This is a genomic window from Streptomyces sp. NPDC006012, from assembly GCF_042871185.1.
Taxonomy (GTDB): domain Bacteria; phylum Actinomycetota; class Actinomycetes; order Streptomycetales; family Streptomycetaceae; genus Streptomyces.
In genome coordinates, this window is the sequence record NZ_JBIAIE010000003.1 from 276,835 (window position 1) to 298,281 (window position 21,447).

Annotated in this window: 21 protein-coding genes; 14 read left to right on the forward strand and 7 right to left on the reverse strand. The window is 71.3% G+C overall.

Going from position 1 to position 21,447, the window contains the following annotated elements:
• The first annotated feature begins 81 nt into the window (after window positions 1-81).
• The 4 genes from tsaB to ACFYPJ_RS08250 are packed head-to-tail and all read left to right on the forward strand — an operon-like array spanning window position 82 to window position 2,624.
• Window positions 82-738 (forward strand): tRNA (adenosine(37)-N6)-threonylcarbamoyltransferase complex dimerization subunit type 1 TsaB, encoded by a 657-nt coding sequence (gene tsaB / locus ACFYPJ_RS08235; protein WP_389012301.1) that lies wholly within the window; start codon window positions 82-84, stop codon window positions 736-738.
• A complete protein-coding gene (gene rimI, locus ACFYPJ_RS08240) occupies window positions 735-1,256 on the forward strand; it encodes a ribosomal protein S18-alanine N-acetyltransferase (RefSeq protein ID WP_389012303.1) in 522 nt (173 codons plus the stop codon). Before tsaB ends, rimI begins: the two co-directional genes overlap by 4 nt.
• Window positions 1,249-2,364 (forward strand): tRNA (adenosine(37)-N6)-threonylcarbamoyltransferase complex transferase subunit TsaD, encoded by a 1,116-nt coding sequence (tsaD, locus tag ACFYPJ_RS08245; RefSeq protein WP_389012305.1) that lies wholly within the window; start codon window positions 1,249-1,251, stop codon window positions 2,362-2,364. Before rimI ends, tsaD begins: the two co-directional genes overlap by 8 nt.
• Window positions 2,361-2,624 carry a hypothetical protein gene (locus ACFYPJ_RS08250; protein WP_389012308.1) on the forward strand — a complete coding sequence of 88 codons (264 nt, stop codon included), beginning with the start codon at window positions 2,361-2,363 and terminating at the stop codon, window positions 2,622-2,624. The genes tsaD and ACFYPJ_RS08250 overlap by 4 nt, the downstream gene beginning before the upstream one ends.
• Here ACFYPJ_RS08250 and ACFYPJ_RS08255 read toward each other — a convergent pair.
• The gene (locus ACFYPJ_RS08255) at window positions 2,522-3,439 is read right to left on the reverse strand and encodes a hypothetical protein (protein ID WP_389012311.1); all 918 of its coding nucleotides are present in this window, start codon (window positions 3,437-3,439) and stop codon (window positions 2,522-2,524) included. The genes ACFYPJ_RS08250 and ACFYPJ_RS08255 overlap by 103 nt on opposite strands.
• A 372-nt stretch (window positions 3,440-3,811) precedes the next feature.
• On the opposite strand from ACFYPJ_RS08255, the gene ACFYPJ_RS08260 reads away from it, so the two are divergent.
• Window positions 3,812-4,894 (forward strand): LCP family protein, encoded by a 1,083-nt coding sequence (locus ACFYPJ_RS08260; protein WP_389012314.1) that lies wholly within the window; start codon window positions 3,812-3,814, stop codon window positions 4,892-4,894.
• 30 nt (window positions 4,895-4,924) lie between these two features.
• Here ACFYPJ_RS08260 and ACFYPJ_RS08265 read toward each other — a convergent pair whose 3' ends face one another.
• A complete protein-coding gene (locus tag ACFYPJ_RS08265) occupies window positions 4,925-6,196 on the reverse strand; it encodes a methyltransferase domain-containing protein (RefSeq protein WP_389012961.1) in 1,272 nt (423 codons plus the stop codon).
• Between the two features lie 105 nt (window positions 6,197-6,301).
• Here ACFYPJ_RS08265 and ACFYPJ_RS08270 point away from each other — a divergent pair, with 105 nt between their 5' ends.
• The 4 genes from ACFYPJ_RS08270 (at window position 6,302) to groL (ending at window position 10,349) form a co-directional block, all read left to right on the forward strand.
• Window positions 6,302-7,234, forward strand: coding sequence for a polysaccharide deacetylase family protein (locus tag ACFYPJ_RS08270; RefSeq protein WP_389012317.1), 933 nt, complete (start codon window positions 6,302-6,304; stop codon window positions 7,232-7,234).
• Window positions 7,231-8,073 carry a polysaccharide deacetylase family protein gene (locus tag ACFYPJ_RS08275; protein ID WP_389012319.1) on the forward strand — a complete coding sequence of 281 codons (843 nt, stop codon included), beginning with the start codon at window positions 7,231-7,233 and terminating at the stop codon, window positions 8,071-8,073. The genes ACFYPJ_RS08270 and ACFYPJ_RS08275 overlap by 4 nt, the downstream gene beginning before the upstream one ends.
• A 222-nt stretch (window positions 8,074-8,295) precedes the next feature.
• Window positions 8,296-8,604, forward strand: coding sequence for a co-chaperone GroES (gene groES / locus ACFYPJ_RS08280; RefSeq protein WP_376537736.1), 309 nt, complete (start codon window positions 8,296-8,298; stop codon window positions 8,602-8,604).
• A gap of 119 nt (window positions 8,605-8,723) precedes the next feature.
• Window positions 8,724-10,349 carry a chaperonin GroEL gene (gene groL, locus ACFYPJ_RS08285; protein WP_389012322.1) on the forward strand — a complete coding sequence of 542 codons (1,626 nt, stop codon included), beginning with the start codon at window positions 8,724-8,726 and terminating at the stop codon, window positions 10,347-10,349.
• A 117-nt stretch (window positions 10,350-10,466) separates the two neighbouring features.
• On the opposite strand, the gene ACFYPJ_RS08290 is transcribed toward groL, so the two are convergent.
• From ACFYPJ_RS08290 to ACFYPJ_RS08300, 3 genes are all read right to left on the reverse strand, one after another.
• Window positions 10,467-11,174, reverse strand: a complete 708-nt coding sequence (locus ACFYPJ_RS08290) for an ester cyclase (protein WP_389012325.1) — start codon at window positions 11,172-11,174, stop codon at window positions 10,467-10,469.
• A 97-nt stretch (window positions 11,175-11,271) separates the two neighbouring features.
• Window positions 11,272-12,042: an SDR family NAD(P)-dependent oxidoreductase gene (locus tag ACFYPJ_RS08295; RefSeq protein WP_389012328.1), complete on the reverse strand. Its 771-nt coding sequence runs from the start codon at window positions 12,040-12,042 to the stop codon at window positions 11,272-11,274.
• A gap of 97 nt (window positions 12,043-12,139) precedes the next feature.
• The gene (locus ACFYPJ_RS08300; protein WP_389012330.1) at window positions 12,140-12,820 is read right to left on the reverse strand and encodes an MOSC domain-containing protein; all 681 of its coding nucleotides are present in this window, start codon (window positions 12,818-12,820) and stop codon (window positions 12,140-12,142) included.
• Window positions 12,821-12,900: 80 nt separating this feature from the next.
• On the opposite strand from ACFYPJ_RS08300, the gene ACFYPJ_RS08305 reads away from it, so the two are divergent.
• Entirely contained in the window at window positions 12,901-13,800 is a 900-nt protein-coding gene (locus ACFYPJ_RS08305; RefSeq protein ID WP_389012333.1) for a LysR family transcriptional regulator, read from the forward strand.
• A gap of 294 nt (window positions 13,801-14,094) precedes the next feature.
• Here ACFYPJ_RS08305 and ACFYPJ_RS08310 read toward each other — a convergent pair whose 3' ends face one another.
• Window positions 14,095-14,424 (reverse strand): WhiB family transcriptional regulator, encoded by a 330-nt coding sequence (locus ACFYPJ_RS08310; protein ID WP_389012336.1) that lies wholly within the window; start codon window positions 14,422-14,424, stop codon window positions 14,095-14,097.
• Window positions 14,425-14,805: 381 nt separating this feature from the next.
• Between ACFYPJ_RS08310 and ACFYPJ_RS08315 the strand changes: the two genes are divergently transcribed.
• The 4 genes from ACFYPJ_RS08315 (at window position 14,806) to ACFYPJ_RS08330 (ending at window position 19,230) form a co-directional block, all read left to right on the forward strand.
• Window positions 14,806-15,417: a response regulator transcription factor gene (locus ACFYPJ_RS08315; RefSeq protein WP_003948568.1), complete on the forward strand. Its 612-nt coding sequence runs from the start codon at window positions 14,806-14,808 to the stop codon at window positions 15,415-15,417.
• 333 nt (window positions 15,418-15,750) lie between these two features.
• A complete protein-coding gene (locus ACFYPJ_RS08320) occupies window positions 15,751-16,338 on the forward strand; it encodes a sigma-70 family RNA polymerase sigma factor (protein WP_389012339.1) in 588 nt (195 codons plus the stop codon).
• 129 nt (window positions 16,339-16,467) lie between these two features.
• A complete protein-coding gene (guaB, locus tag ACFYPJ_RS08325) occupies window positions 16,468-17,970 on the forward strand; it encodes an IMP dehydrogenase (protein ID WP_389012342.1) in 1,503 nt (500 codons plus the stop codon).
• Between the two features lie 135 nt (window positions 17,971-18,105).
• A complete protein-coding gene (locus tag ACFYPJ_RS08330) occupies window positions 18,106-19,230 on the forward strand; it encodes a GuaB3 family IMP dehydrogenase-related protein (RefSeq protein ID WP_389012345.1) in 1,125 nt (374 codons plus the stop codon).
• 786 nt (window positions 19,231-20,016) lie between these two features.
• Here the strand turns inward: ACFYPJ_RS08330 and ACFYPJ_RS08335 are convergent.
• Window positions 20,017-21,225, reverse strand: coding sequence for a nucleotide sugar dehydrogenase (locus ACFYPJ_RS08335; protein WP_389012348.1), 1,209 nt, complete (start codon window positions 21,223-21,225; stop codon window positions 20,017-20,019).
• Window positions 21,226-21,447: the final 222 nt, after the last annotated feature.

Here is a 21,447-nt window from a genome sequence, read left to right on the forward strand (position 1 = left end):
ACTTCGACCAGACCGTAGCAGTCGGTGACCGCCTGACCGGGAGGGGCGTGCACGGGCCCCGCGGAGCCGTAGGCTGTTTGCGTGCTCTTGCTCGCTCTGGATACCGCCACCCCCGCCGTCACCGTCGCCCTGCACGACGGCGATGCCGTCATCGCCTCCTCCAGTCAGGTGGACGCGCGCCGCCACGGCGAGCTGCTGCTGCCGGCCGTCGACCGGGTGCTCGCCGAGGCCGGGCTCCGGCTGGACGCCGTCACCGGGATCGTCGTCGGTATCGGCCCCGGCCCCTACACCGGGCTGCGGGTGGGCCTGATGACCGCCGACACCTTCGGCCTCGCGCTGGGCGTCCCCGTGCACGGTGTGTGCACCCTCGACGGCCTCGCCTTCGCGGCCGACATCGAGAAGGGCCCCTTCGTCGTGGCGACCGACGCCCGGCGCAAGGAGGTCTACTGGGCGACGTACGCCGATTCACGCACGCGGGTGACGGAACCGGCCGTGGACCGGCCCGCGGACATCGCCGACCGGGTGGCCGGACTGCCCGCCGTCGGCGCGGGCGCGCTGCTGTACCCCGACACCTTCCCGCAGGCCCATGAGCCCGAGCACGTCTCCGCGGCGGCCCTCGCCGCGCTGGCCGCCGAGCGGCTGGCCGCCGGGCTGCCGCTGCCCGAGCCCCGGCCGCTCTACCTGCGCCGCCCCGACGCCCAGGTGCCCAAGAACTACAAGGTGGTCACCCCCAAGTGACCGAGTCCGTGAAGCCCGCGCTGCGCGAGATGCGCTGGTGGGACATCGATGCCGTCCTCGGCATGGAGAAGGACCTCTTCCCCGAGGACGCCTGGTCCCGCGGCATGTTCTGGTCCGAACTGGCGCACGCCCGCGGTCCGGAGGCGACCCGGCGGTACGTGGTGGCCGTCGAGGACGACCGGATCGTCGGCTACGCCGGCCTGGCCGCGCAGGGCGACCTCGGCGACATCCAGACCGTCGCCGTCGCCCGCGACCACTGGGGCGGCGGTCTCGGCGGCCTGCTGCTGGCCGAACTGCTGCGGGCCGCGACCTCCTTCGAGTGTGCCGAGGTCATGCTGGAGTGCCGCGTGGACAACGTCCGCGCGCAGCAGCTGTACGAACGCTTCGGCTTCGAACCGATCGGCTTCAGACGCGGCTACTACCAGCCGGGCAACGTCGACGCCCTGGTGATGCGCCTGGCCGACCCGTCCGCGTCCATCCCGCCCACCCCCGCACGAGGAACCGAGAACAATGGCTGACGAACCGCTGGTCCTGGGGATCGAGACCTCCTGCGACGAGACCGGCGTCGGCATCGTCCGCGGCACCACGCTGCTCGCGGACGCCGTCGCGTCCAGCGTCGACGAGCACGCCCGCTTCGGCGGGGTGGTGCCGGAGGTGGCGTCCAGAGCGCACCTGGAGGCGATGGTCCCGACGATCCAGCGCGCCCTGAAGGACGCCGGCGTGAGCGCGCGGGACCTGGACGGCATCGCGGTCACCGCGGGCCCGGGCCTGGCGGGCGCGCTGCTGGTCGGCGTCTCGGCGGCGAAGGCGTACGCGTACGCGCTCGGCAAGCCCCTGTACGGCGTGAACCACCTCGCCTCCCACATCTGCGTGGACCAGCTGGAGCACGGCGCGCTGCCCGAGCCGACGATGGCCCTGCTGGTCAGCGGCGGCCACTCGTCGCTGCTGCTGTCGACGGACATCACCGCGGACGTCCGCCCCATGGGCGCGACGATCGACGACGCGGCCGGGGAGGCGTTCGACAAGATCGCCCGGGTGCTGGACCTCGGCTTCCCCGGCGGTCCGGTCATCGACCGGTACGCGCGCGAGGGCGACCCGGAGGCGATCGCGTTCCCGCGCGGTCTGACCGGCCCGCGCGACGCCGCGTACGACTTCTCCTTCTCCGGGCTGAAGACGTCCGTGGCCCGCTGGATCGAGGCCCGGCGGGCGGCCGGCGAGGACGTCCCGGTGCGGGACGTCGCCGCGTCCTTCCAGGAGGCCGTGGCGGACGTGCTGACCCGCAAGGCCGTACGGGCCTGCAAGGACGAGGGGGTCGACCACCTCATGATCGGCGGCGGGGTCGCCGCCAACTCCCGGCTGCGCGCCCTGGCCCGGGAACGGTGCGAGGCGGCCGGCATCCGGCTGCGGGTGCCGCGGCCCAAGCTGTGCACCGACAACGGTGCGATGGTGGCCGCGCTGGGCGCCGAGATGGTCGCGCGGGGCCGGGCCGCGTCGGACTGGGACCTGTCGGCGGACTCCTCGCTGCCGGTCACGGACCCGCACGTGCCGGGCCGGACCCACGCCGGTGCGCACTCCCACTCCCACGACCATGTGCACGAGGTCAGCAAGGAGAACCTGTACTCGTGACGGTCGCCCTGATGTGGGAGGCGCGGGCGGTGCCGGGCCGGGGCGACGACCTCCTGGCCTGGGCCCGCGCCCAGCGGCTGCCCCGGCGGCCGGTGCGCCGCGAGACCTTCCGGGCGCCGCAGGACCGGGTTCTGGTGATCACCTGGTGGGACGCGGCCTACGACGAGGAACTGCCCGAACTGCCCGAGCCGGCCGGTGACGTGGTGTCGCGGCCGGTCCACCGCTGGAGATTCGAGTCGGCCGGCGCCGATCCGGCCTGAACTCCCCCGCCGGAGCGCCGCTCCCGGGTGTGGGCGTACGCCATGAGCCCGAACAGCACCGCGAGCAGGACGGCCGAGGACCCGGCCGTGCCGAGGTCGAGGCCGCCCTTGGCGACCGGCTTGGTCAGGAAGTCACCGAACGTGGCGCCGAGCGGGCGGGTCAGCACGAAGGCGGCCCAGAACAGCAGCACGTTCGGTACGGCCGGAGCCTTCAGCAGTGCGGCGAGGACGGCCAGCACGCCGGTGACCAGCATGGCCCCGCCCAGATAGCCGAGGCCGGAGCTGTCGGAGAGGAAGTCTCCCATCGACGTGCCCAGGGTGTTGGAGACCAGGATCGCCGCCCAGAACAGCGCCTCCGCACGGAAGGTGACGATGTCCCGGATGCGGAAGGTCGTCCCGCTCAGTTTCCAGCCGAGGAAGATCGCCAGCAGGATGGAGACGAGGATCGCGGCGCCCGCCGGGTAGCCGAGCCCGAGGCCCTGCGGGCCCCAGCCCAGCGCGGTGGCGCCGCCCGAGAGGTAGGCGGCGCTGGCGTCCCGGTTCATGAAGTCGGACATCGTGGTGCCGGCCATGCTGGTCGACAGGATCACGGTCCAGTAGCAGAACGGGTTGTGTCCGGACGCACGCAGTTGGACCACCAGGGTCGCCACGAAGGCCAGGAACAGGGCGATGGTGGTGAGGAAGTAGCCGAGTCCGAGTGTCTGGGCGAACAGGTCGCCCGCCGTCTCGCCCAGGGTCGTCGCGGCGATCTTCATGATCCAGAACGCCAGGGTGACTTCGGGCAGTTTCCTCGTCGCCGACATCGATGTCGTCACGGGTGCTCCTGCGGGGTGGGGGGTGCGGAACTCCCGCCGGAGCCTGCCGCGGTGAGGCTGAAAACTTCCTGAACGGTTCGTTCCCCTTGCGTCGGCGCGGCCTCGCGGCGAGGGCTCGCGGTGCGGTCTCGCGGCGAGGGCTCGTGGTCCGGTCTCGTGGTGTGGTGCGGTCTCGCGGTGCGCCGTCGGCCCGCCCGTCGTGAGAGCCGTACAACGGGTCGGTGCCGGAGGGCGGGTTGGGTACCGGGCCACTGCAACTCCGTGCCGGTCGGGGGACGGCGACCGGACCGGAATGGTGAGATTTTCCGAAGAGACCGGTCTCACGCCCCATCCTCTAACAGTCCCCTAATAATTCGGACTTATGTTCTTCTCGTGACCGGACACAACGAGAACGGCGACAACGAGAACGCCGACGAGGACAGACGTACGGGCGGGCGGTCGAGAGCGCTCAGGGCCGCCGGCCTCGTCCTCGCCGGTGCCCTGGTGCTGGGTGCCGCGGCGGGCGGCTGGGTCTACTGGCATCTCAACGACAACATCAAGAGCGTCGACATCAACAGCGCGCTCGGGGACGACCGGCCGCCGAAGACGGTCGCCACCCCCTCGCCCACCGGTTCGGCCGACGCCTCACCGGCCGCGTCGCCGCTGCCCACCGGCGCCATGAACATCCTCGTCCTGGGTTCGGACTCGCGCAGCGGCAAGGAGAACCAGGAACTCGGCGGTGGCGACAGCTCCGGGGCCCGCTCCGACACCGCGATGGTCGTGCACATCGACCCGGGCCGGACCGGGGCCACCGTCGTCAGCATCCCGCGCGACACCCTGGTCACCCGGCCCTCCTGCCCGCTGCCGTCCGGCGGTTTTACGGCGGTGCAGTACGGCGCGATGTTCAACAGCGCCTATTCCGTGGGCGGGCCGGTGTGCGCGGTGAAGACCGTCGAGTCGGTCACCGGAGTCCGCATGGACCACTTCATCGAGATCGACTTCTCCGGCTTCGCCAAGCTGGTCGACGCGCTCGGCGGCGTCGAGGTCACCACCGACCAGGACATCGACGACGACATGAGCCATCTGCATCTGAAGAAGGGCACCCACCATCTCGACGGCACCCAGGCCCTGGCCCTCGCCCGCACCCGGCACGGCATAGGCGACGGCAGCGACCTCGGCCGGATAGGTCTCCAGCAGATGCTGGTGAAGGCGCTGCTGGCGCAACTGGCCCACACCAGCCTGCTCAGCGACCCCACCCGGCTCTACCGGGTCGCCGACGCGGTCACCGCCGGTCTCACCACGGACACCGGACTCGACTCCCTGCCCGAGCTGATGAGCTTCGGCGAGAGCCTGCGGGGACTGACGGCGGACCGTACGACGACGGTGATGCTGCCCGTGGTGACGGCGCCGAGCGACCGCAACCGGGTGATCGCCCGGGAACCGGCGGCGAGCGATCTGTGGAAATCCCTGCGCTGACCCGACCGTTCCGGAATCACCGGGCCGCGCTCAGGACGTCCCGTCGGCAGGAGCAGGAGCAGGAGCAGGAGCAGGAGCAGGAGCAGCAGCAGGCGCCGGTGCCCCGATCAGCATGGTCGGTGCACCCGCGACCCGGGTCAGGAAGACGGTCGCCGCGTTCGGCCCGTGCGGCCTGACCTTCCTGCGCAGTTCCTCCGGTTCCACCGCCGACCCCCGCTTCTTCACGGTCAGCGTCCCGACCCCGCGCTCCCGCAGCAGCGCCTTCAGCTTCTTGACGTTGAAGGGGAGCTGGTCGGTGATCCGGTACGAGGTGGCGTACGGCGTCGCCCGCAGTTCGTCCGCCGTCACATAGGCGATCGTCGGGTCGATCAGCCCGCCGCCCAACTCCGCCGCGGCCTCCGCCACCAGGTGCGCCCGGATGACGGCGCCGTCGGGCTCGTACAGGTACTGCCCCACCGACCGCACGTCGGGATCCGGCAGGCCGCGGCCGAGCAGGGTGCGCGGACCGGGCAGCAGCGTGGCCCGTACGCTGCCCGGCGCGTCGGTGCCGAACCACAGCACCGCCTCCTTGACGTCCCCGCCGTCCGAGATCCACTCGGCCTCGGCCCCGTCCGGGATCACCTCGTGCGGGATCCCGGGTGCGACCTTCAGCGCGGCGGCGGGTGCCGCCGCGGCCGCCTGCAGCGCCCAGGACAACGGCGGCGAGTACCCCTCGGGATCGAAGATCCTCCCGCCGCCCGGCCTTCCGCTGCCGGGCCTTTTGCCGCCCGTCCCGCCGCCCCGCCGTGCCGGGTCGACGAACACGGCGTCCCAGCCGGACGGATCGACCTCGGTGACGTCCGCCTCGCGCACCTCGATCAGCCCGTCCAGGCCCAGCGCCGCGGCATTCGCGCGGGCGACCTCGGCGGTCAGCGGGTCGCGGTCCACCGCGAGCACCCGGATCCCGGCCCGGGCGAACGCGATCGCGTCGCCGCCGATGCCGCAGCACAGGTCGGCGACGGAGCGGACGCCCAGGGCGTGCAGCCGCCGTGCCCGGTGCGTCGCCACGCTGGTCCGGGTCGACTGCTCCATCCCGCCCGGTGTGAAGAACATCCGCTCGGCGTCCTGGGCCACGAACTTCGCCGCCGCCCGCTCCCGCAGCCGGGCCTGGCCGAGCGCCGCCGACACCAGCCCGGGGGAGTGCTCGCGGCGCAGCCGGGTGGCCACGGCGAGTTCGTCGGCCGGCGCGGTGCCGCGCACCTCGTCGAGGAGGGCGCGGCCCTCGGGGGTGAGCAGTGAGTGGAAGGGGAGCAGGTCGTTCACCGGGGCGTCGTTCACCGGGTCATTGTGGGCCAGTCGGTGGATGCTGCGCCTCCGGTGGCGGTGTCGGACCGGATCGGCGGCCGGTGCCTGCAAGGATCCGGCACCATGCGACTAGTAGTACAAAATGACAAAAACGGGGTACGTCGCGGAAGGGTGACCGTCCGGGGCGGCCTCGCGCTGCTCGTCGTCACCGCCGTCCTCTCCGGCTGCACGGCACCGGACGAGGACGCGGGCGCCGGGTCCGCCGGCGGGCAGCCGCACCAGGCGCCCCCCGGCCCGCGCCTGGACGACTACGACGTCCGGCGTGCCACCGACCACGCCACCCTGGCCGCCGCCGCCCGGCGCTGGGGCCTGGCCGAGGTCCCGCTCGTGCCCCCACGGCCCCCGGCGGCCAAACCGGAGATCCTCGCGCGCGAGGGCTTCGAGGTCGACGACCAGGAGAAGTGGAACCTGCCCCCGGTCTTCACCACGATCCCCACCAAGCAGAAGGTCGTCTTCCTCACCATCGACGACGGCGCCGAGAAGGACCCGGCGTTCCTGCGCATGATGAGCGACCTGAAGATCCCGTACACCGCGTTCCTCAGCGACTACGTGGCCAAGGACGACTACGGCTACTTCAAGAAGATGCAGTCGCAGGGGATCACCCTCAACAACCACACCCTCCACCACCCCTACCTGCCCGCCCTCTCCCTGGAGGAGCAGCAGGAGGAGATCTGCGGCATGCAGGACATCATGGAGCGGCAGTTCGGCAAGCGCCCGGCCGTCTTCCGCCCGCCCTACGGCAACTACAACCGGGACACCCTGCTCGCCGCCAAGTCCTGCGGAATCAAGTACGCGCCGATCTGGGACGAGGAGGTCTTCGTCGACCACTGGGAGTACCGCGAGTGGGACCGCGGCCTGCACCCCGGTGACATCGTGCTCACCCACTTCCGGGGCCGCTCGGACTGGGACGGCAGCATGACCGACATGGTCCGGCGGTTCCTGGACAAGGTCACCCGCGAGGGATACGCGGTGGCACGCCTGGAGGACTACCTGTGAGGCGCCGGGGGCGGCCCGCGGCGGCGGCCCGGTACCGGACGCTGACCGCCGCCACGGCGGCCGGCGCCCTGGTCCTGGCCGGCTGCGCCCAGTCGGTCGACCCCATCGAGCGGCTCGGCAAGAAGGCCGCCCAGGGCGTGCGGTCGCACCGCCCGGCCCCCGGGCAGGCCTACCGCCACTGGGGCCTGAGCGCCCCGCTCGCCCCCGCCCCCGCGCCCGCCGCGCGCCCCCGCACGGCCGGCCCGGCCGTCGGCTCCCTGCCTCCGGTCGTCGACCACGTCGCGACCTTGGACAAGGTGGTCTTCCTCACCTACGACGACGGCGCCGAGCGGGACCCCCGGTTCGTCGACATGGTCCGTGAACTGCGCCTCCCGGTCAGTTTCTTCCTCACCGACAGCGTCGTCGGCCCGGGGTACGGCCACTTCGCGCGGCTGCGGTCGGTGGGCGCCGACATCGAGAACCACACCCTCGACCATCCGGCCATGCGCGGACTGCCGTACGCCGGGCAGCGCGCCGAGATCTGCGGCCAGCAGACCAAGCTCAAGTCCCGGTTCGGCATCCGGCCCCGCCTCTTCCGCCCGCCCTACGGCAGGTACGACGCGACCACCCTGCGCGCCGCCGCCGACTGCGGTGTCGCGGCGGTCGTCCTGTGGCGGGCCGCGATGAACGGTGACACCGTGACCTATGCCCGGGGCGAGCAGCGCCTGCGGCCCGGCGACATCATCCAGGTCGGGCCCGACGAGTCCACCGCACCCGCGCTCAGACAGCGCACGACGCGGCTGCTGCGGCGGATCCAGTCCGAGGGGCTGACGGTCGGCCGTCTGGAGGACTATCTGTGATCCGGCGGTGATCCGGAGGGGCCACCTCGGCAGGACGCGCCGCGGCCAATTGGCACTCCGCTTGACCGAGTGCTAATCGCAGTCATAGTCTCGGCTCTGGCACTCCCCACTGGAGAGTGCCAACAACGCGACGGGCAGGTCCGGCACCCGCGACGACGGATCCACCTGGTCGCCACCTCAGACAGTCAACCCCGTGAGATCTCCGAAGGGGGAGGTCGGATCGTGACGACCGCCAGCACCAAGGTTGCCATCAAGCCGCTTGAGGACCGCATCGTGGTCCAGCCGCTGGACGCCGAGCAGACCACGGCCTCGGGCCTGGTCATCCCGGACACCGCCAAGGAGAAGCCCCAGGAGGGCGTCGTCCTGGCTGTCGGTCCGGGCCGTTTCGAGGACGGAAACCGCCTTCCGCTCGACGTCAGCGTCGGCGACGTCGTGCTCTACAGCAAGTACGGCGGCACCGAGGTGAAGTACAACAACGAGGAGTACCTCGTTCTCTCGGCTCGCGACGTGCTCGCGATCATCGAGAAGTAGTTCGCCCCGAAGCAGTCCTGCTGTGAGCTGCGCCCCTGGCCCCCGCAACCGATAAGAAGCCGGGCGTCCTGGGGCGCAGCATTTTTTTCTCCCAGATTTCCGAGAGGGCTCCCGCTGCCATGGCGAAGATCCTGAAGTTCGACGAGGACGCCCGTCGCGCCCTTGAGCGTGGCGTCAACAAGCTTGCCGACACGGTGAAGGTGACGATCGGCCCCAAGGGCCGCAACGTCGTCATCGACAAGAAGTTCGGCGCCCCCACCATCACCAACGACGGTGTCACCATCGCCCGTGAGGTCGAGGTCGAGGACCCGTACGAGAACCTCGGCGCCCAACTGGTGAAGGAGGTGGCGACCAAGACCAACGACATCGCTGGTGACGGCACCACCACCGCCACCGTGCTGGCCCAGGCCCTGGTGCGCGAGGGCCTGCGGAACGTTGCCGCCGGTGCCTCCCCGGCCGCCCTGAAGAAGGGCATCGACGCCGCGGTCAAGGCCGTCTCCGACGACCTGCACGCCTCGTCCCGGCCGATCGAGGAGAAGTCCGACATCGCCGCCGTGGCCGCGCTGTCCGCCCAGGACCAGCAGGTCGGCGAGCTGATCGCCGAGGCCATGGACAAGGTCGGCAAGGACGGTGTGATCACCGTCGAGGAGTCCAACACCTTCGGCCTCGAACTGGACTTCACCGAGGGCATGGCCTTCGACAAGGGCTACCTGTCGCCGTACTTCGTGACGGACCAGGAGCGCATGGAGGCCGTCCTGGAGGACTCGTACATCCTCATCAACCAGGGCAAGATCTCCGCCATCGCGGACCTCCTGCCGCTGCTGGAGAAGGTCATCCAGGCGGGCTCCTCCAAGCCGCTGCTGATCATCGCCGAGGACGTCGAGGGCGAGGCCCTGTCGACCCTGGTCGTCAACAAGATCCGCGGCACCTTCAACGCCGTCGCGGTGAAGGCCCCCGGCTTCGGCGACCGCCGCAAGGCGATGCTGGAGGACATGGCGATCCTCACCGGCGCCACCGTCATCTCCGAGGAGGTCGGCCTCAAGCTCGACCAGGTCGGCCTGGACGTGCTCGGCAGCGCCCGCCGCATCACCGTCACCAAGGACGACACCACGATCGTCGACGGTGCCGGCAACAAGTCGGACGTCACGGGCCGGATCGCGCAGATCAAGGCCGAGATCGAGAACACCGACTCCGACTGGGACCGCGAGAAGCTCCAGGAGCGCCTCGCGAAGCTGGCCGGCGGCGTGTGCGTGATCAAGGTCGGCGCCGCCACCGAGGTGGAGCTGAAGGAGAAGAAGCACCGTCTGGAGGACGCCATCTCCGCGACCCGCGCCGCGGTCGAGGAGGGCATCGTCTCCGGTGGTGGCTCCGCGCTCGTCCACTCCGCGAAGGTCCTGGAGGGCAACCTCGACAAGTCCGGCGACGAGGCCACCGGTGTCGCGGTCGTCCGCAACGCCGTCGTCGAGCCGCTGCGCTGGATCGCGGAGAACGCGGGCCTTGAGGGCTACGTCATCGTCTCCAAGGTCAAGGAGCTCGACAAGGGCAACGGCTACAACGCCGCCACCGGCGAGTACGGCGACCTGGTGAAGGCCGGCGTCATCGACCCGGTGAAGGTCACCCGCTCCGCCCTGGAGAACGCCGCCTCCATCGCCTCCCTCCTGCTCACGACCGAGACCCTGGTCGTCGAGAAGAAGGAAGAAGAGGAGCCGGCCGCCGCGGGCCACAGCCACGGCCACGCCCACTGACACCGGTCGGTCCATCGAGGGCCCGGCACCCGAGAGGGAGCCGGGCCCTCGTGCGTCCCCCGGCGCTACTGCTCGGACCGCTGCCGCGGCGCTACTGCTCCGACCGTCGCGGCGGCGCTACTGCTCCAGCTGGTCCAGCGCGCCCAACTGCTGCATCAGCCCCAGCTGGTCGTGCTGCCACCACGTCTCGGCGATCCGCCCGTTCGCGCCGAACCGGAAGACGGTCGTACCCGTCATCGTGACTCGCCGGCCGGTGGCCGCGATCCCCAGGAACTCCCCCTTGTGCGTGCCGTGCCAGCTCCAGCGGGCGCAGGCCCGCTCGCCCTGGACGATCAGGTCCTGCACGGTGAAGGCGGAGTCGAAGGCCGCCCGCCACATCTCCAACTCGGCCCGCACCGAGTCCAGCCCGATCGTGTCCTGCGGATTGAGCGGATCGTGGCTGTGCACGTCCTCGTCGAGCAGGTCGTTCAGCGGCGGCAGCTCGCCCGCCGTCGCCAGCGTCTCGAAGAAGCGGCGCACCGTGCCCGCGCCCAGCGGCTCGTCCCGTACGACGTCCAGGTCGATGAAGGTCGGCAGCTCGTCGCACAGGGCGACCAGTTGCCGGAAGACCTTGTCCGTCTCCGGCAGGTTCGAGTTGCGCATCGCGTCCTCGTACGAGGGGAACTCCACCAGCTCGACGAGGTGCGCCGCGTCCGACCGGTCCTTGCCGACCAGGTCGTAGGTGGCGGTCCGCTTCCCCTTGGTCTGCTCGACCCAGATGTCCAGCAAGCGGTTCATCTCGTCGAACCGGCTGGTCCTGCACTCGATGAGCTGTACGAACGTCATGACGCCGCCTCCGGCCCCCCTGGGTCCGGTTCCGTCACGCCCATTTTCCCACCGCGGCGGCGCCGTCACCCCCGAGGCGACGGGGCCCGCCGGTCGCTCATCGCGGGCCGTACTTGCGGGTCCGTGCGCTGATCCCGCCCACCAGCCCGCGCGGGGCCACCTTCGCCAGACCCATCAGGGTCTTGTAGCGGGGGTCCGGAATGGACAGCGTCTTGCCGCGCGCCAGGTCCGCGAGCGCCGTCGCGACCAGTTTGTCCGCGTCCAGCCACATCCACCCCGGGATGCTGTCCGTGCGCATCCCGGCCCGCTCGTGGAACTCGGTGCGTACGAAGCCGGGGGCCAGCGCCATCAGACGGACACCCGTACCGGTCAGGTCCCGGGCCGCGCCCTGGGTGAACTGCACGACCCACGCCTTCGACGCCCCGTACGTGCCCCGCGGCACGAAGGCCGCCACCGAGGCCACGTTCACGATCCCGCCGCGCCCGCGCTCCCGCATCGACTCCGCCGCCGCCGACGTCAGCCGCAGCACCGCCTCGACGTGCACCTTGACCATGCGCAGCTCGTCGGCCATCGATACGTCGAGGAAGCGGCCCCTGTTGCCGAAGCCGGCGTTGTTGACCAGCAGGTCGACCGGGCTCTTGCGGTCGCCCAGCCGGGCGGCGACGGCCTCGATGCCCTTGTCCTGGGACAGGTCGGCGGTCAGCACCTCCGCCTCGATGCCGTGCCGGTCGTGCAACTCGGTCGCCTGCTCGCGCAGCCGGTCGGTGTCCCGGGCCACCAGGACGAGGTCATGCCCGTCCGCTGCCAGCCGCCGCGCGAACGCAGCACCGATCCCCGACGTCGATCCCGTAATCAGAGCCGTTGTCATGGCCCAAGAGTAGTTACCCGGAGCGCGTGGGTCCGCTGCCTGCGCCGGGCCGTCCGCTGACGCGCCGCCCCGCACCCGGCCCGTTCGTGACGCCCGCTCAGGCGCTGAGGCCGCCGCCGGACTTCGCCACGTACGCGCGGGCGTCGGCCAGCGACTCCGGGTGCAGGGCCGCCCCCGCCGCCAGCACCCGGGGCAGCAGCTCCCGGTCCGTCGTCTCGGAGCGGAACTGCACGGCGACCGTCACGTCGTGGTCCGGCCGGTGCACGATCTCCACCGGATCCCCCGCCCGGATCTCGCCCGCTTCGATCACCCGGAGGTAGGCACCCGGCGCACCCTTCCGCGTGAATCTCTTCACCCACCCCCGCTCGCCCAGATGGCCCTGGAACGTCCGGCACGGGATGCGCCCGCAGGTGACTTCGAGTACGACCTGCGGGCCGATCCGCCAGCGCTCGCCGATCAGCGCCCCGGAGACGTCGAGACCGCTCGTCGTGAGGTTCTCCCCGAAGGCGCCGTTGGCGAGGGTCCGGCCCAGCTCGCGCTCCCAGTCGTCGAGATCCTCGCGCGCGACCGCGTACACCGCCTGGTCGTCGCCCCCGTGGTGGCGCAGGTCGCAGACCGCGTCCCCGGCCAGCCCGCTCGCGCCGCTGCCCTTCGGGCCCGGCGCGGCCACCCGCACCGGTCCGTCCACCGGCCGCTTGTCGATGCCCGTCAAACCCTCCGGCTGGTCCGTGTAGCCGACGGCCTTCGGGCGCCCCAGATTCACCGAAAGAAGCTCCATACGGCCACGCTACGTCACCGTCACTCAAAGCGTCGACACAATATTGGCCATCTGATCCAAGAGCGGCTTATGCTTGAAGGGTGATCGAGGCCCGTCATCTGCGCGTCCTGCGCGCCGTCGCCACCACCGGATCGTTCTCGGCGGCCGGCCGGGAACTGGGCTGCACCCAGCCCGCCGTCAGCCAGCAGATGAAGGCCCTGGAGACGTCCGTCGGCACCCCGCTGCTGGTCCGCAGCGGCCGGGAGATGCGGCTGACCGAGGCGGGCGCGGCGCTCGTGCGGCACGCGTCGGGGATCCTCGCCGGGCTGACCGCGGCCGAGGAGGAGATCGCCGCCATCGCCGGGCTGCGGGCCGGCCGGGTCCGCCTGGTGTCCTTCCCCAGCGGCAGTTCCACCCTGGTGCCCACCGCCCTCGCCGCGCTGCGCGCCGCCCACCCCGGGACCCGGGTCTCGCTGGAGGAGGCCGAGCCTCCGCAGTCCGTGGAGCTGCTGCGCGAGGGCGACTGCGATGTGGCCCTGGCGTTCCGGTACGCGGGCGCGGCGGGCGCCGAGGAGTGGGACGATCTCGTCGTACGCCCCCTGCTGACGGACCGTCTGGTCGCCCTGGTGCCCGAGCGGCACCGGCTCGCGCGCGCCAAGAGCGTCGCCATCGGCGAACTCGCCCAGGAATCCTGGATCGCGGGCTGTCCGCGCTGCCGCGGTCAGCTGACGCAGGTGTGCGCGGCCGCGGGCTTCACGCCGCGCATCGACTTCGCCACCGACGACTATCCGGCGGTGGTCGGCCTGGTCGGCGCCGGACTGGGCGTGGCCGTCCTGCCGCAGCTCGCGGTCGATTCGGTGCGTCCGAGAGGCGCGCGCACGGTGTCGCTGGAGCCGGCGGTGCGGCGGGAGATCGTCGCTCTCACCCTGCCTGACCTGGCACTGGTGCCGGCGGTGGCGGCGACGCTGGAGCAGCTGGAGCGGGCCGCGCGTCCGCAGTGAGCGGCGCGGCGGGCCGGCGGGTCCGCGCTGAGCGGTGACGGGTGCGGCGGGCGCTTCGCGCGGAGGCGGGTGCGGCGGGGCGCTTCCTGCGGGGACGAGCCGCGCGGGCCGCGTCAGGCCGCGGCGTGATCGGGCGGGGAGCGTCAGGCGGTGACGGACGCGGGCACGCACACGCGTACCGCGGCGCCGGGACGGCGCGGAGAACGCTGGGAACGCTGAGAACGCGGAGAACGCACCGAACGCGTCATGCGCGTCCTGCGCGGCGAATGGTATGCAATTTAAAGAAACGTTCCTTCAGGCGTCCGGGGCGGTGTTCCCGTTGGTCGACGACGCCGAAACCAGCCGGTTCCGCGCCCGCCCCATCAGCTCCTCGCGCTCGTCCTCGGTCAGGCCGCCCCACACGCCGTACGGCTCGCGCACGGCCAGCGCGTGCGCCGCGCACTCCGCACGGACCGGGCACCTCATGCAGACCTCCTTGGCCGAGTTCTCGCGAGCGCTCCGAGCCGCCCCGCGCTCGCCTTCCGGGTGGAAGAAGAGCGAGCTGTCGACCCCGCGGCAGGCAGCCAGCAGCTGCCAGTCCCACAGGTCCGCGTTCGGTCCGGGAAGGCGGGAGAAATCTGCCATTACGTGACCCCTTGCAGCCGTTCTGGGCGGATACGGTGCCAACGACCGTACATGTCCGGTCTAAGAAGATGAAAATATGACTCATTGCGAATCTAGCTCCAGACACTGTCAAAAGGGAAGAAAAGGGGCTAAACGGGGCATAGGTTGTGATGAAAAGTTGAGAGTCTGTCGGGCATGTATGCACCGTGTGCGCGCCCTCACGTAGAGTGCCGAAGATGGCATGCAGCCCCGTAACTCTTTCGAGTGACCGTCGTTGAGAGTGCGGAGGCGGTTGAGAACACAAGCGCTCGGGCAGGCGTCCGAGACGGTCGACCGCACAGGTGACGATTCCGTACCAGCCTGGAGGCTCAAGGTGATGCGCATCAGCTGCGGGGGGCGGTCATGACATCCGTCCTCGTCTGCGACGACTCCCCGCTTGCCCGAGAGGCGCTCCGCCGCGCGGTCGCGACCGTGCCCGGTGTCGAGCGCGTAACGACGGCGGCCAACGGCGAGGAAGTCCTCCGCCGCTGGGGCGCCGACCGCTCGGACCTCATCCTGATGGACGTGCGCATGCCCGGACTGGGCGGCGTCGAGACCGTGCGCCGGCTGCTGTCGGCCGACCCGGGGGCGCGCATCATCATGCTCACCGTCGCGGAGGACCTCGACGGCGTGGCGCTCGCGGTCGCGGCCGGCGCCCGCGGCTACCTGCACAAGGACGCCTCACGTGCCGAGTTGCGCGCCACCGTGACCCAGGCCCTGGCCGACCCGACCTGGCGGCTCGCCCCGCGCCGCCTGCGCTCGGCCGAGATGGGTGCCGCGCCCACGCTCACCGCGCGTGAGATCCAGGTGCTCGAAGGGATGAGCCACGGCCGTTCCAACGCCGAGATCGGCCGCGAGCTGTTCCTCTCCGAGGACACCGTGAAGACCCACGCGCGACGCCTCTTCAAGAAGCTCGGCGCCTCCGACCGGGCCCACGCGGTGGCGCTCGGTTTCCGCTGGGGTCTGGTCCGCTAGACCCGGCCGGGCGTGCGGTCCGCTCAAGTGGCCCAAGGGCCGCAAAGAGTGCCGAGGCCGGCGAACTGCGGGCCGCCCATGGCTGGTCAGGCGGTTCTCCGCGCCCCTTCGGGGGCGCGGTCGCCGGTCCGGACGGCACCGTCCGGCGGGTGCCCGCTGCTCGTTTCGCCGCGGATGCCGCATCCTTGAGGTGTGGAGTCTCTCGGGGACGAGTCGGTCGAGCGGAAGGGGAGGGCGCAGGAGATGAGTGCCGGCGCACCTACTCATAACGCTTCGATGCACAACCACCAGCACCCTGCAACGGACCAGACGGCCTCAGGGCACCATGGACCGATGCGTGACGACGAGGCGAGCACGGCCCAAGGGGCGATCGGTGCGCTCGTGCATCGCGCTGTCGACGGCGACGAGCAGGCCACGCACGACCTGCTCGCCCATGTCCACCCCTTGGCGCTGCGTTACTGCCGCACTCGGCTGTCGCGGCTTCCAGGCGACGCGCGTCACTTCGTCGAGGATCTTGCGCAGGAGGTCTGCGTCGCCGTCCTCCTCGCCCTGCCCCGTTACCGGGACACCGGCCGCCCCTTCGAGGCGTTCGTCTTCGCCATCGCCTCGCACAAGGTCGCCGACCTGCAGCGCGCCGCGATGCGCCACCCCGGTTCGACGGCTGTCCCCTCCGACGAGATGCCGGAGCGGCCGGACGACTCCCTGGGCCCCGAGGAGCGGGCCCTGCTCAGCAGCGACGCCGAGTGGGCGAAGAAGCTGCTGGCCAACCTCCCGGAGAACCAGCGCGAACTGCTGCTGCTGCGCATCGCGGTGGGCTTGACCGCGGAGGAGACAGGTCAGATGTTGGGAATGTCACCCGGCGCGGTACGGGTGGCCCAGCACAGAGCGCTCAGTCGGCTGCGGGCCCTGGCCGAGCAGTAGCCGACGGACGGCGCACGAGATCCGTACGAACATACGAAGGCCGGGACCGACCTGGACCGTGGAATCCGAGAGGTGCGCTTCCCGTTAGCATGGGCATCCGCACCGATCAAGGCCATTGGGGAAGGTGTCATGACTGCCAACGTCGACGGAGTGCCCGGAAAATTCGCGACACTCGGGCTGACCTACGACGACGTGCTGCTGCTGCCGGGCGCATCCGACGTGCTGCCGGGCGCGGTCGACACCTCGTCCCGCATCTCCCGCAACGTGCGGGTCAACATCCCGCTGCTGTCGGCGGCGATGGACAAGGTGACCGAGTCCCGCATGGCGATCGCCATGGCCAGGCTGGGCGGCGTCGGTGTGCTGCACCGCAATCTTTCGGTCGAGGACCAGGTCAACCAGGTCGACCTGGTCAAGCGGTCCGAGTCCGGCATGGTCACCGACCCGATCACGGTGCACCCGGAGGCCACGCTGGCCGACGCGGACGCCCTGTGCGCCAAGTTCCGCATCAGCGGTGTCCCCGTCACCGACCCGGAGGGGCGGCTGCTCGGCATCGTCACCAACCGGGACATGGCCTTCGAGAGCGACCGCTCGCGGCAGGTCCGCGAGGTCATGACGCCGATGCCGCTGGTCACCGGCAAGGTGGGCATCTCCGGCGTCGAGGCGATGGCGCTGCTGCGCCAGCACAAGATCGAGAAGCTCCCGCTGGTCGACGGCCAGGGCATCCTCAAGGGCCTGATCACGGTCAAGGACTTCGTCAAGGCCGAGCAGTACCCGAACGCGGCCAAGGACACGGAGGGCCGGCTGATCGTCGGCGCCGCCGTCGGCGCCAGCCCCGAGGCGCTGGAGCGCGCCCAGGGCCTGGCCGAGGCCGGTGTGGACTTCCTGGTCGTGGACACCTCGCACGGCCACAACAGCAACGCCCTCAGCTGGATGTCGAAGATCAAGTCGAGCGTGTCCGTCGACGTGGTCGGCGGCAACGTCGCCACCCGGGACGGCGCACAGGCCCTCATCGACGCCGGTGTCGACGGCATCAAGGTGGGCGTGGGCCCCGGTTCGATCTGCACGACGCGCGTGGTGGCCGGCATCGGCGTTCCGCAGGTCACGGCCATCTACGAGGCCGCCCTCGCGGCCCGTCCGGCCGGTATCCCGCTGATCGGCGACGGCGGCCTGCAGTACTCCGGCGACATCGGCAAGGCCCTGGCCGCCGGTGCCGACACGGTGATGCTGGGCAGCCTCCTCGCGGGCTGTGAGGAGTCGCCCGGTGAGTTGCTGTTCATCAACGGCAAGCAGTTCAAGTCGTACCGCGGCATGGGTTCGCTGGGCGCCATGCAGTCCCGCGGCCAGGGCCGCTCGTACTCGAAGGACCGCTACTTCCAGGCCGACGTCTCCTCCGACGACAAGCTCGTGCCCGAGGGCGTCGAGGGCCAGGTGCCCTACCGCGGCCCGCTGGCCAACGTGCTGCACCAGCTGGTCGGCGGCCTGCGCCAGACCATGGGCTACGTGGGTGCCGGCACCATCGAGGAGATGGAGTCGAAGGGCCGCTTCGTCCGCATCACCTCGGCCGGCCTCAAGGAGAGCCACCCGCACGACATCCAGATGACGGTCGAGGCACCCAACTACAGCCGGAAGTGACGCACGCGCGCGTGCAGCGTGTCCGAGGGCGGTCCCGGAGCACCGGGGCCGCCCTCACCGCTCGGGCGCGGGGGCCCGCGTCAGGGCCGTCGGCGATACTGGAAGACGCCGAACGCATCAGGGAAAGGCCAGGACGTGAGTGAGATCGAGATCGGGCGTGGCAAGCGCGGCCACCGGGCGTATGCCTTCGACGACATCGCCGTCGTCCCCAGCCGCCGTACGCGGGACCCGAAGGAGGTCTCGATCGCCTGGCAGATCGACGCCTACCGTTTTGAGCTGCCCTTCCTGGCCGCCCCCATGGACTCGGTCGTCTCCCCGGCCACCGCGATCCGCATCGGCGAGCTGGGCGGCCTGGGCGTGCTGAACCTGGAGGGGCTGTGGACGCGGTACGAGGACCCGCGCCCGCTGCTCGACGAGATCGCCGCGCTGCCCGCCGAGGCGGCGACGCGCCGGCTCCAGGAGATCTACGCGGCGCCCATCCGCGAGGAGCTGATCGGCGCGCGCATCAAGGAGGTGCGCGACTCCGGCGTGGTCACGGCGGCCGCGCTGTCCCCGCAGCGCACGGCCCAGTTCTCCAAGGCCGTGGTGGACGCGGGCGTCGACATCTTCGTCATCCGCGGCACGACGGTCTCCGCGGAGCACGTGTCGTCCTCGCACGAACCGCTGAACCTGAAGCAGTTCATCTACGAACTGGACGTCCCGGTGATCGTCGGCGGCTGCGCCACGTACACCGCGGCCCTGCACCTGATGCGCACGGGCGCGGCCGGTGTGCTGGTCGGCTTCGGCGGCGGCGCCGCCCACACCACCCGCAACGTGCTCGGCATCCAGGTACCGATGGCCACCGCGGTCGCGGACGTGGCCGCCGCGCGCCGCGACTACATGGACGAGTCCGGCGGCCGGTACGTGCACGTGATCGCGGACGGGGGCGTCGGCTGGTCCGGCGACCTGCCCAAGGCGATCGCCTGCGGCGCCGACTCGGTGATGATGGGCTCCCCGCTGGCCCGCGCCACCGACGCGCCCGGCAAGGGCCACCACTGGGGCATGGAGGCGGTCAACGAGGAGCTGCCCCGCGGAATGAAGGTCGACCTGGGCACGGTGGGCACGATCGAGGAGATCCTCACCGGTCCGTCCCACACCCCCGACGGCTCGATGAACTTCTTCGGCGCCCTGCGCCGCGCCATGGCGACCACCGGCTACAGCGAACTGAAGGAGTTCCAGCGGGTGGAGGTCATGGTCGCGGACTCGCAGCACCGGCGCTGAGGCGCCGACCTGAGCAGGGGTTCGACCTGAGCAAGGGGCCGAGGTGAGCCAGGGCTCGACATGAGCCGGCGCAAGGGCCCGGACGCCGGTACAAGCCTGTGGGCTTGTACCGGTGGCCGGGCCCTTCCGTATGCCCGGACAGCCTGCCGGGGGCGCGAACGGCGTGCGCGGGGCGCGTGGTTGCATTCGGGGCGATTGTGGGCTGAACGGGCGTATCCACCCGGTAGTTTCAGTGCTCGGCGACCCGGTTCTCCGGGGCGCCCCCTTCCAAGGACACGGTTTTGGACCCCGGCCCCTCGGGGCCCGGCCCGAATTCCGACGGACCGCCCTACCGGGCCTCTGGGCGGCATCGTGGAAGGGGGCGTGCCCATGGGCCGCCACCGCAAGCCCACCCGTTGGGACGACATCCGGCTCCGGCTGGTGAAGTTCCGGAGGAGGTGGATCTTGCGGATGTACGGCCGGTGAGCGGCCGCCCCCAAGAGAACTAGGGGCGGACACCCGTGAACCGGTCAGGAGCCTGCCGCAGTACCGGCTGCGGTGGGCTCCACCTTTTTGTACGGTACCGGATTCGCTGTGGGGCGGTCCGGGACCGGAGGAGGTGGATCTTGCGGATGTACGGCCGGTGAGCGGCCGCCCCCATGTGAACTAGGGGCGGACACCCGTGAACCGGTCAGGAGCCTGCCGCAGTGCCCTCCGCGGCGGGCTCCACCTGCTCTCGTACGCTACCCGTCCGCGAACGCCGTCTGCCACCGGCGCTGGAGCAAACCGCGCCGCACGCGCCCCCTTTCACAACCGGTGCGCCGCCCCCGTGGGTGTGGCCCCCCGGGTGTCCAGCAGCAGTTGCGCCTTCACCGACAGGCCCTGCATGTCGTACGTGCGGTGCTGCTGGAGGAGGATCGTGAGGTCGGCGTCGGCCGCGGCCTCGTAGAGGGAGTCGGCGCGGGGGACCGGGCGGTCCAGGACGTTCCAGGAGGCCACGTGGGGGTCGTGGTAACTGACCGAGGCGCCCAGCTCCATCAGCCGGATCGCCACCTCATGGGCGGGGGTGCCCTGCTGGTCGGCGAGGTCGGCCTTGTAGGTGACACCGAGGAGCAGCACGCGCGCGCCGCGGGCCGACTTGCCGTGCTCGTTGAGGAGGGCCGCGGCCCGCTGGACGACGTACCGGGGCATGCGGCCGTTGACCTGCTGGGCCAGTTCCACCATGCGCAGCGGGCGGCCGGCGTGGCCGGTCAGGTCCTGCGGGACGCCGTGGCCGCCGGCTCCGGGGCCCGGCCGGAACGCCTGGAAGCCGAACGGCTTGGTCTCCGCGCAGCGGATGACGTCCCACAGGTCGACGCCCAAGTCGTGGCACAGGACGGCCATCTCGTTGACGAGGGCGATGTTGACGTGCCGGAAGTTCGTCTCCAGCAGCTGTACCGTCTCCGCCTCGCGCGGTCCACGCGCGCGTACCACCTTGTCGGTCAGCCGCGCGTAGAACGCCGCGGCCGACTCGGTGCAGGCCGGGGTGAGGCCGCCGATCACCTTGGGCGTGTTGGCCGGGGTGTGCTCCCGGTTGCCGGGGTCGGCCCGGCTGGGTGCGTAGGCGAGATGGAAGTCCCGGCCCGCGCGCAGCCCCGAGCCCTTCTCCAGCAGGGGCCGCAGGAACTCCTCGGTGGTGCCCGGGTGCACCGGCGACTCCAGGATCACCGTGGTGTGCGGGCGCAGCCACTCGGCCAGGGTGCGGGCGGCGGCCTCCACCTGGCTCAGGTCGAGACCGCCGTCGGCGGCCCGGGGGGTCGGCGCGCAGATCACCGCGGTGCGCACCCGGCCGAGCCCGGCCGGGTCGGTGGCCCGCCGGAAGCCCCCCGAAAGCATCCGGCGCAGTTCGGCGGGGGTGAGCGGGCCGGCCTCCGGGCCGGTGGCGTATCCGAGCGTGGAGATGCCGGCGGCCACGGCTGCCTGGGCGAGGGGCAGGCCGTGGGGACCGAGTCCGATGACGGCGAGGTCTGCGGGCATGGCGTGGGCCGTCCTTCCCAATAACCGAGGCGGGGCAGGTGCGCAAGCCCGGTGGACAGGACGAACGAGCGCAATGTCACACTAGGAGTAAATATGACCGTTATGTGGGATTGTTTTCTTGTGTCTTCCGGTGGTCCATCTCTGGTCACGCGGTCGTTGTCCACAGGCCGGGGCCGCGTGGTGGCTGAAGTCGGGCAACCCGGTCAGAATTTGGGCAGGGGG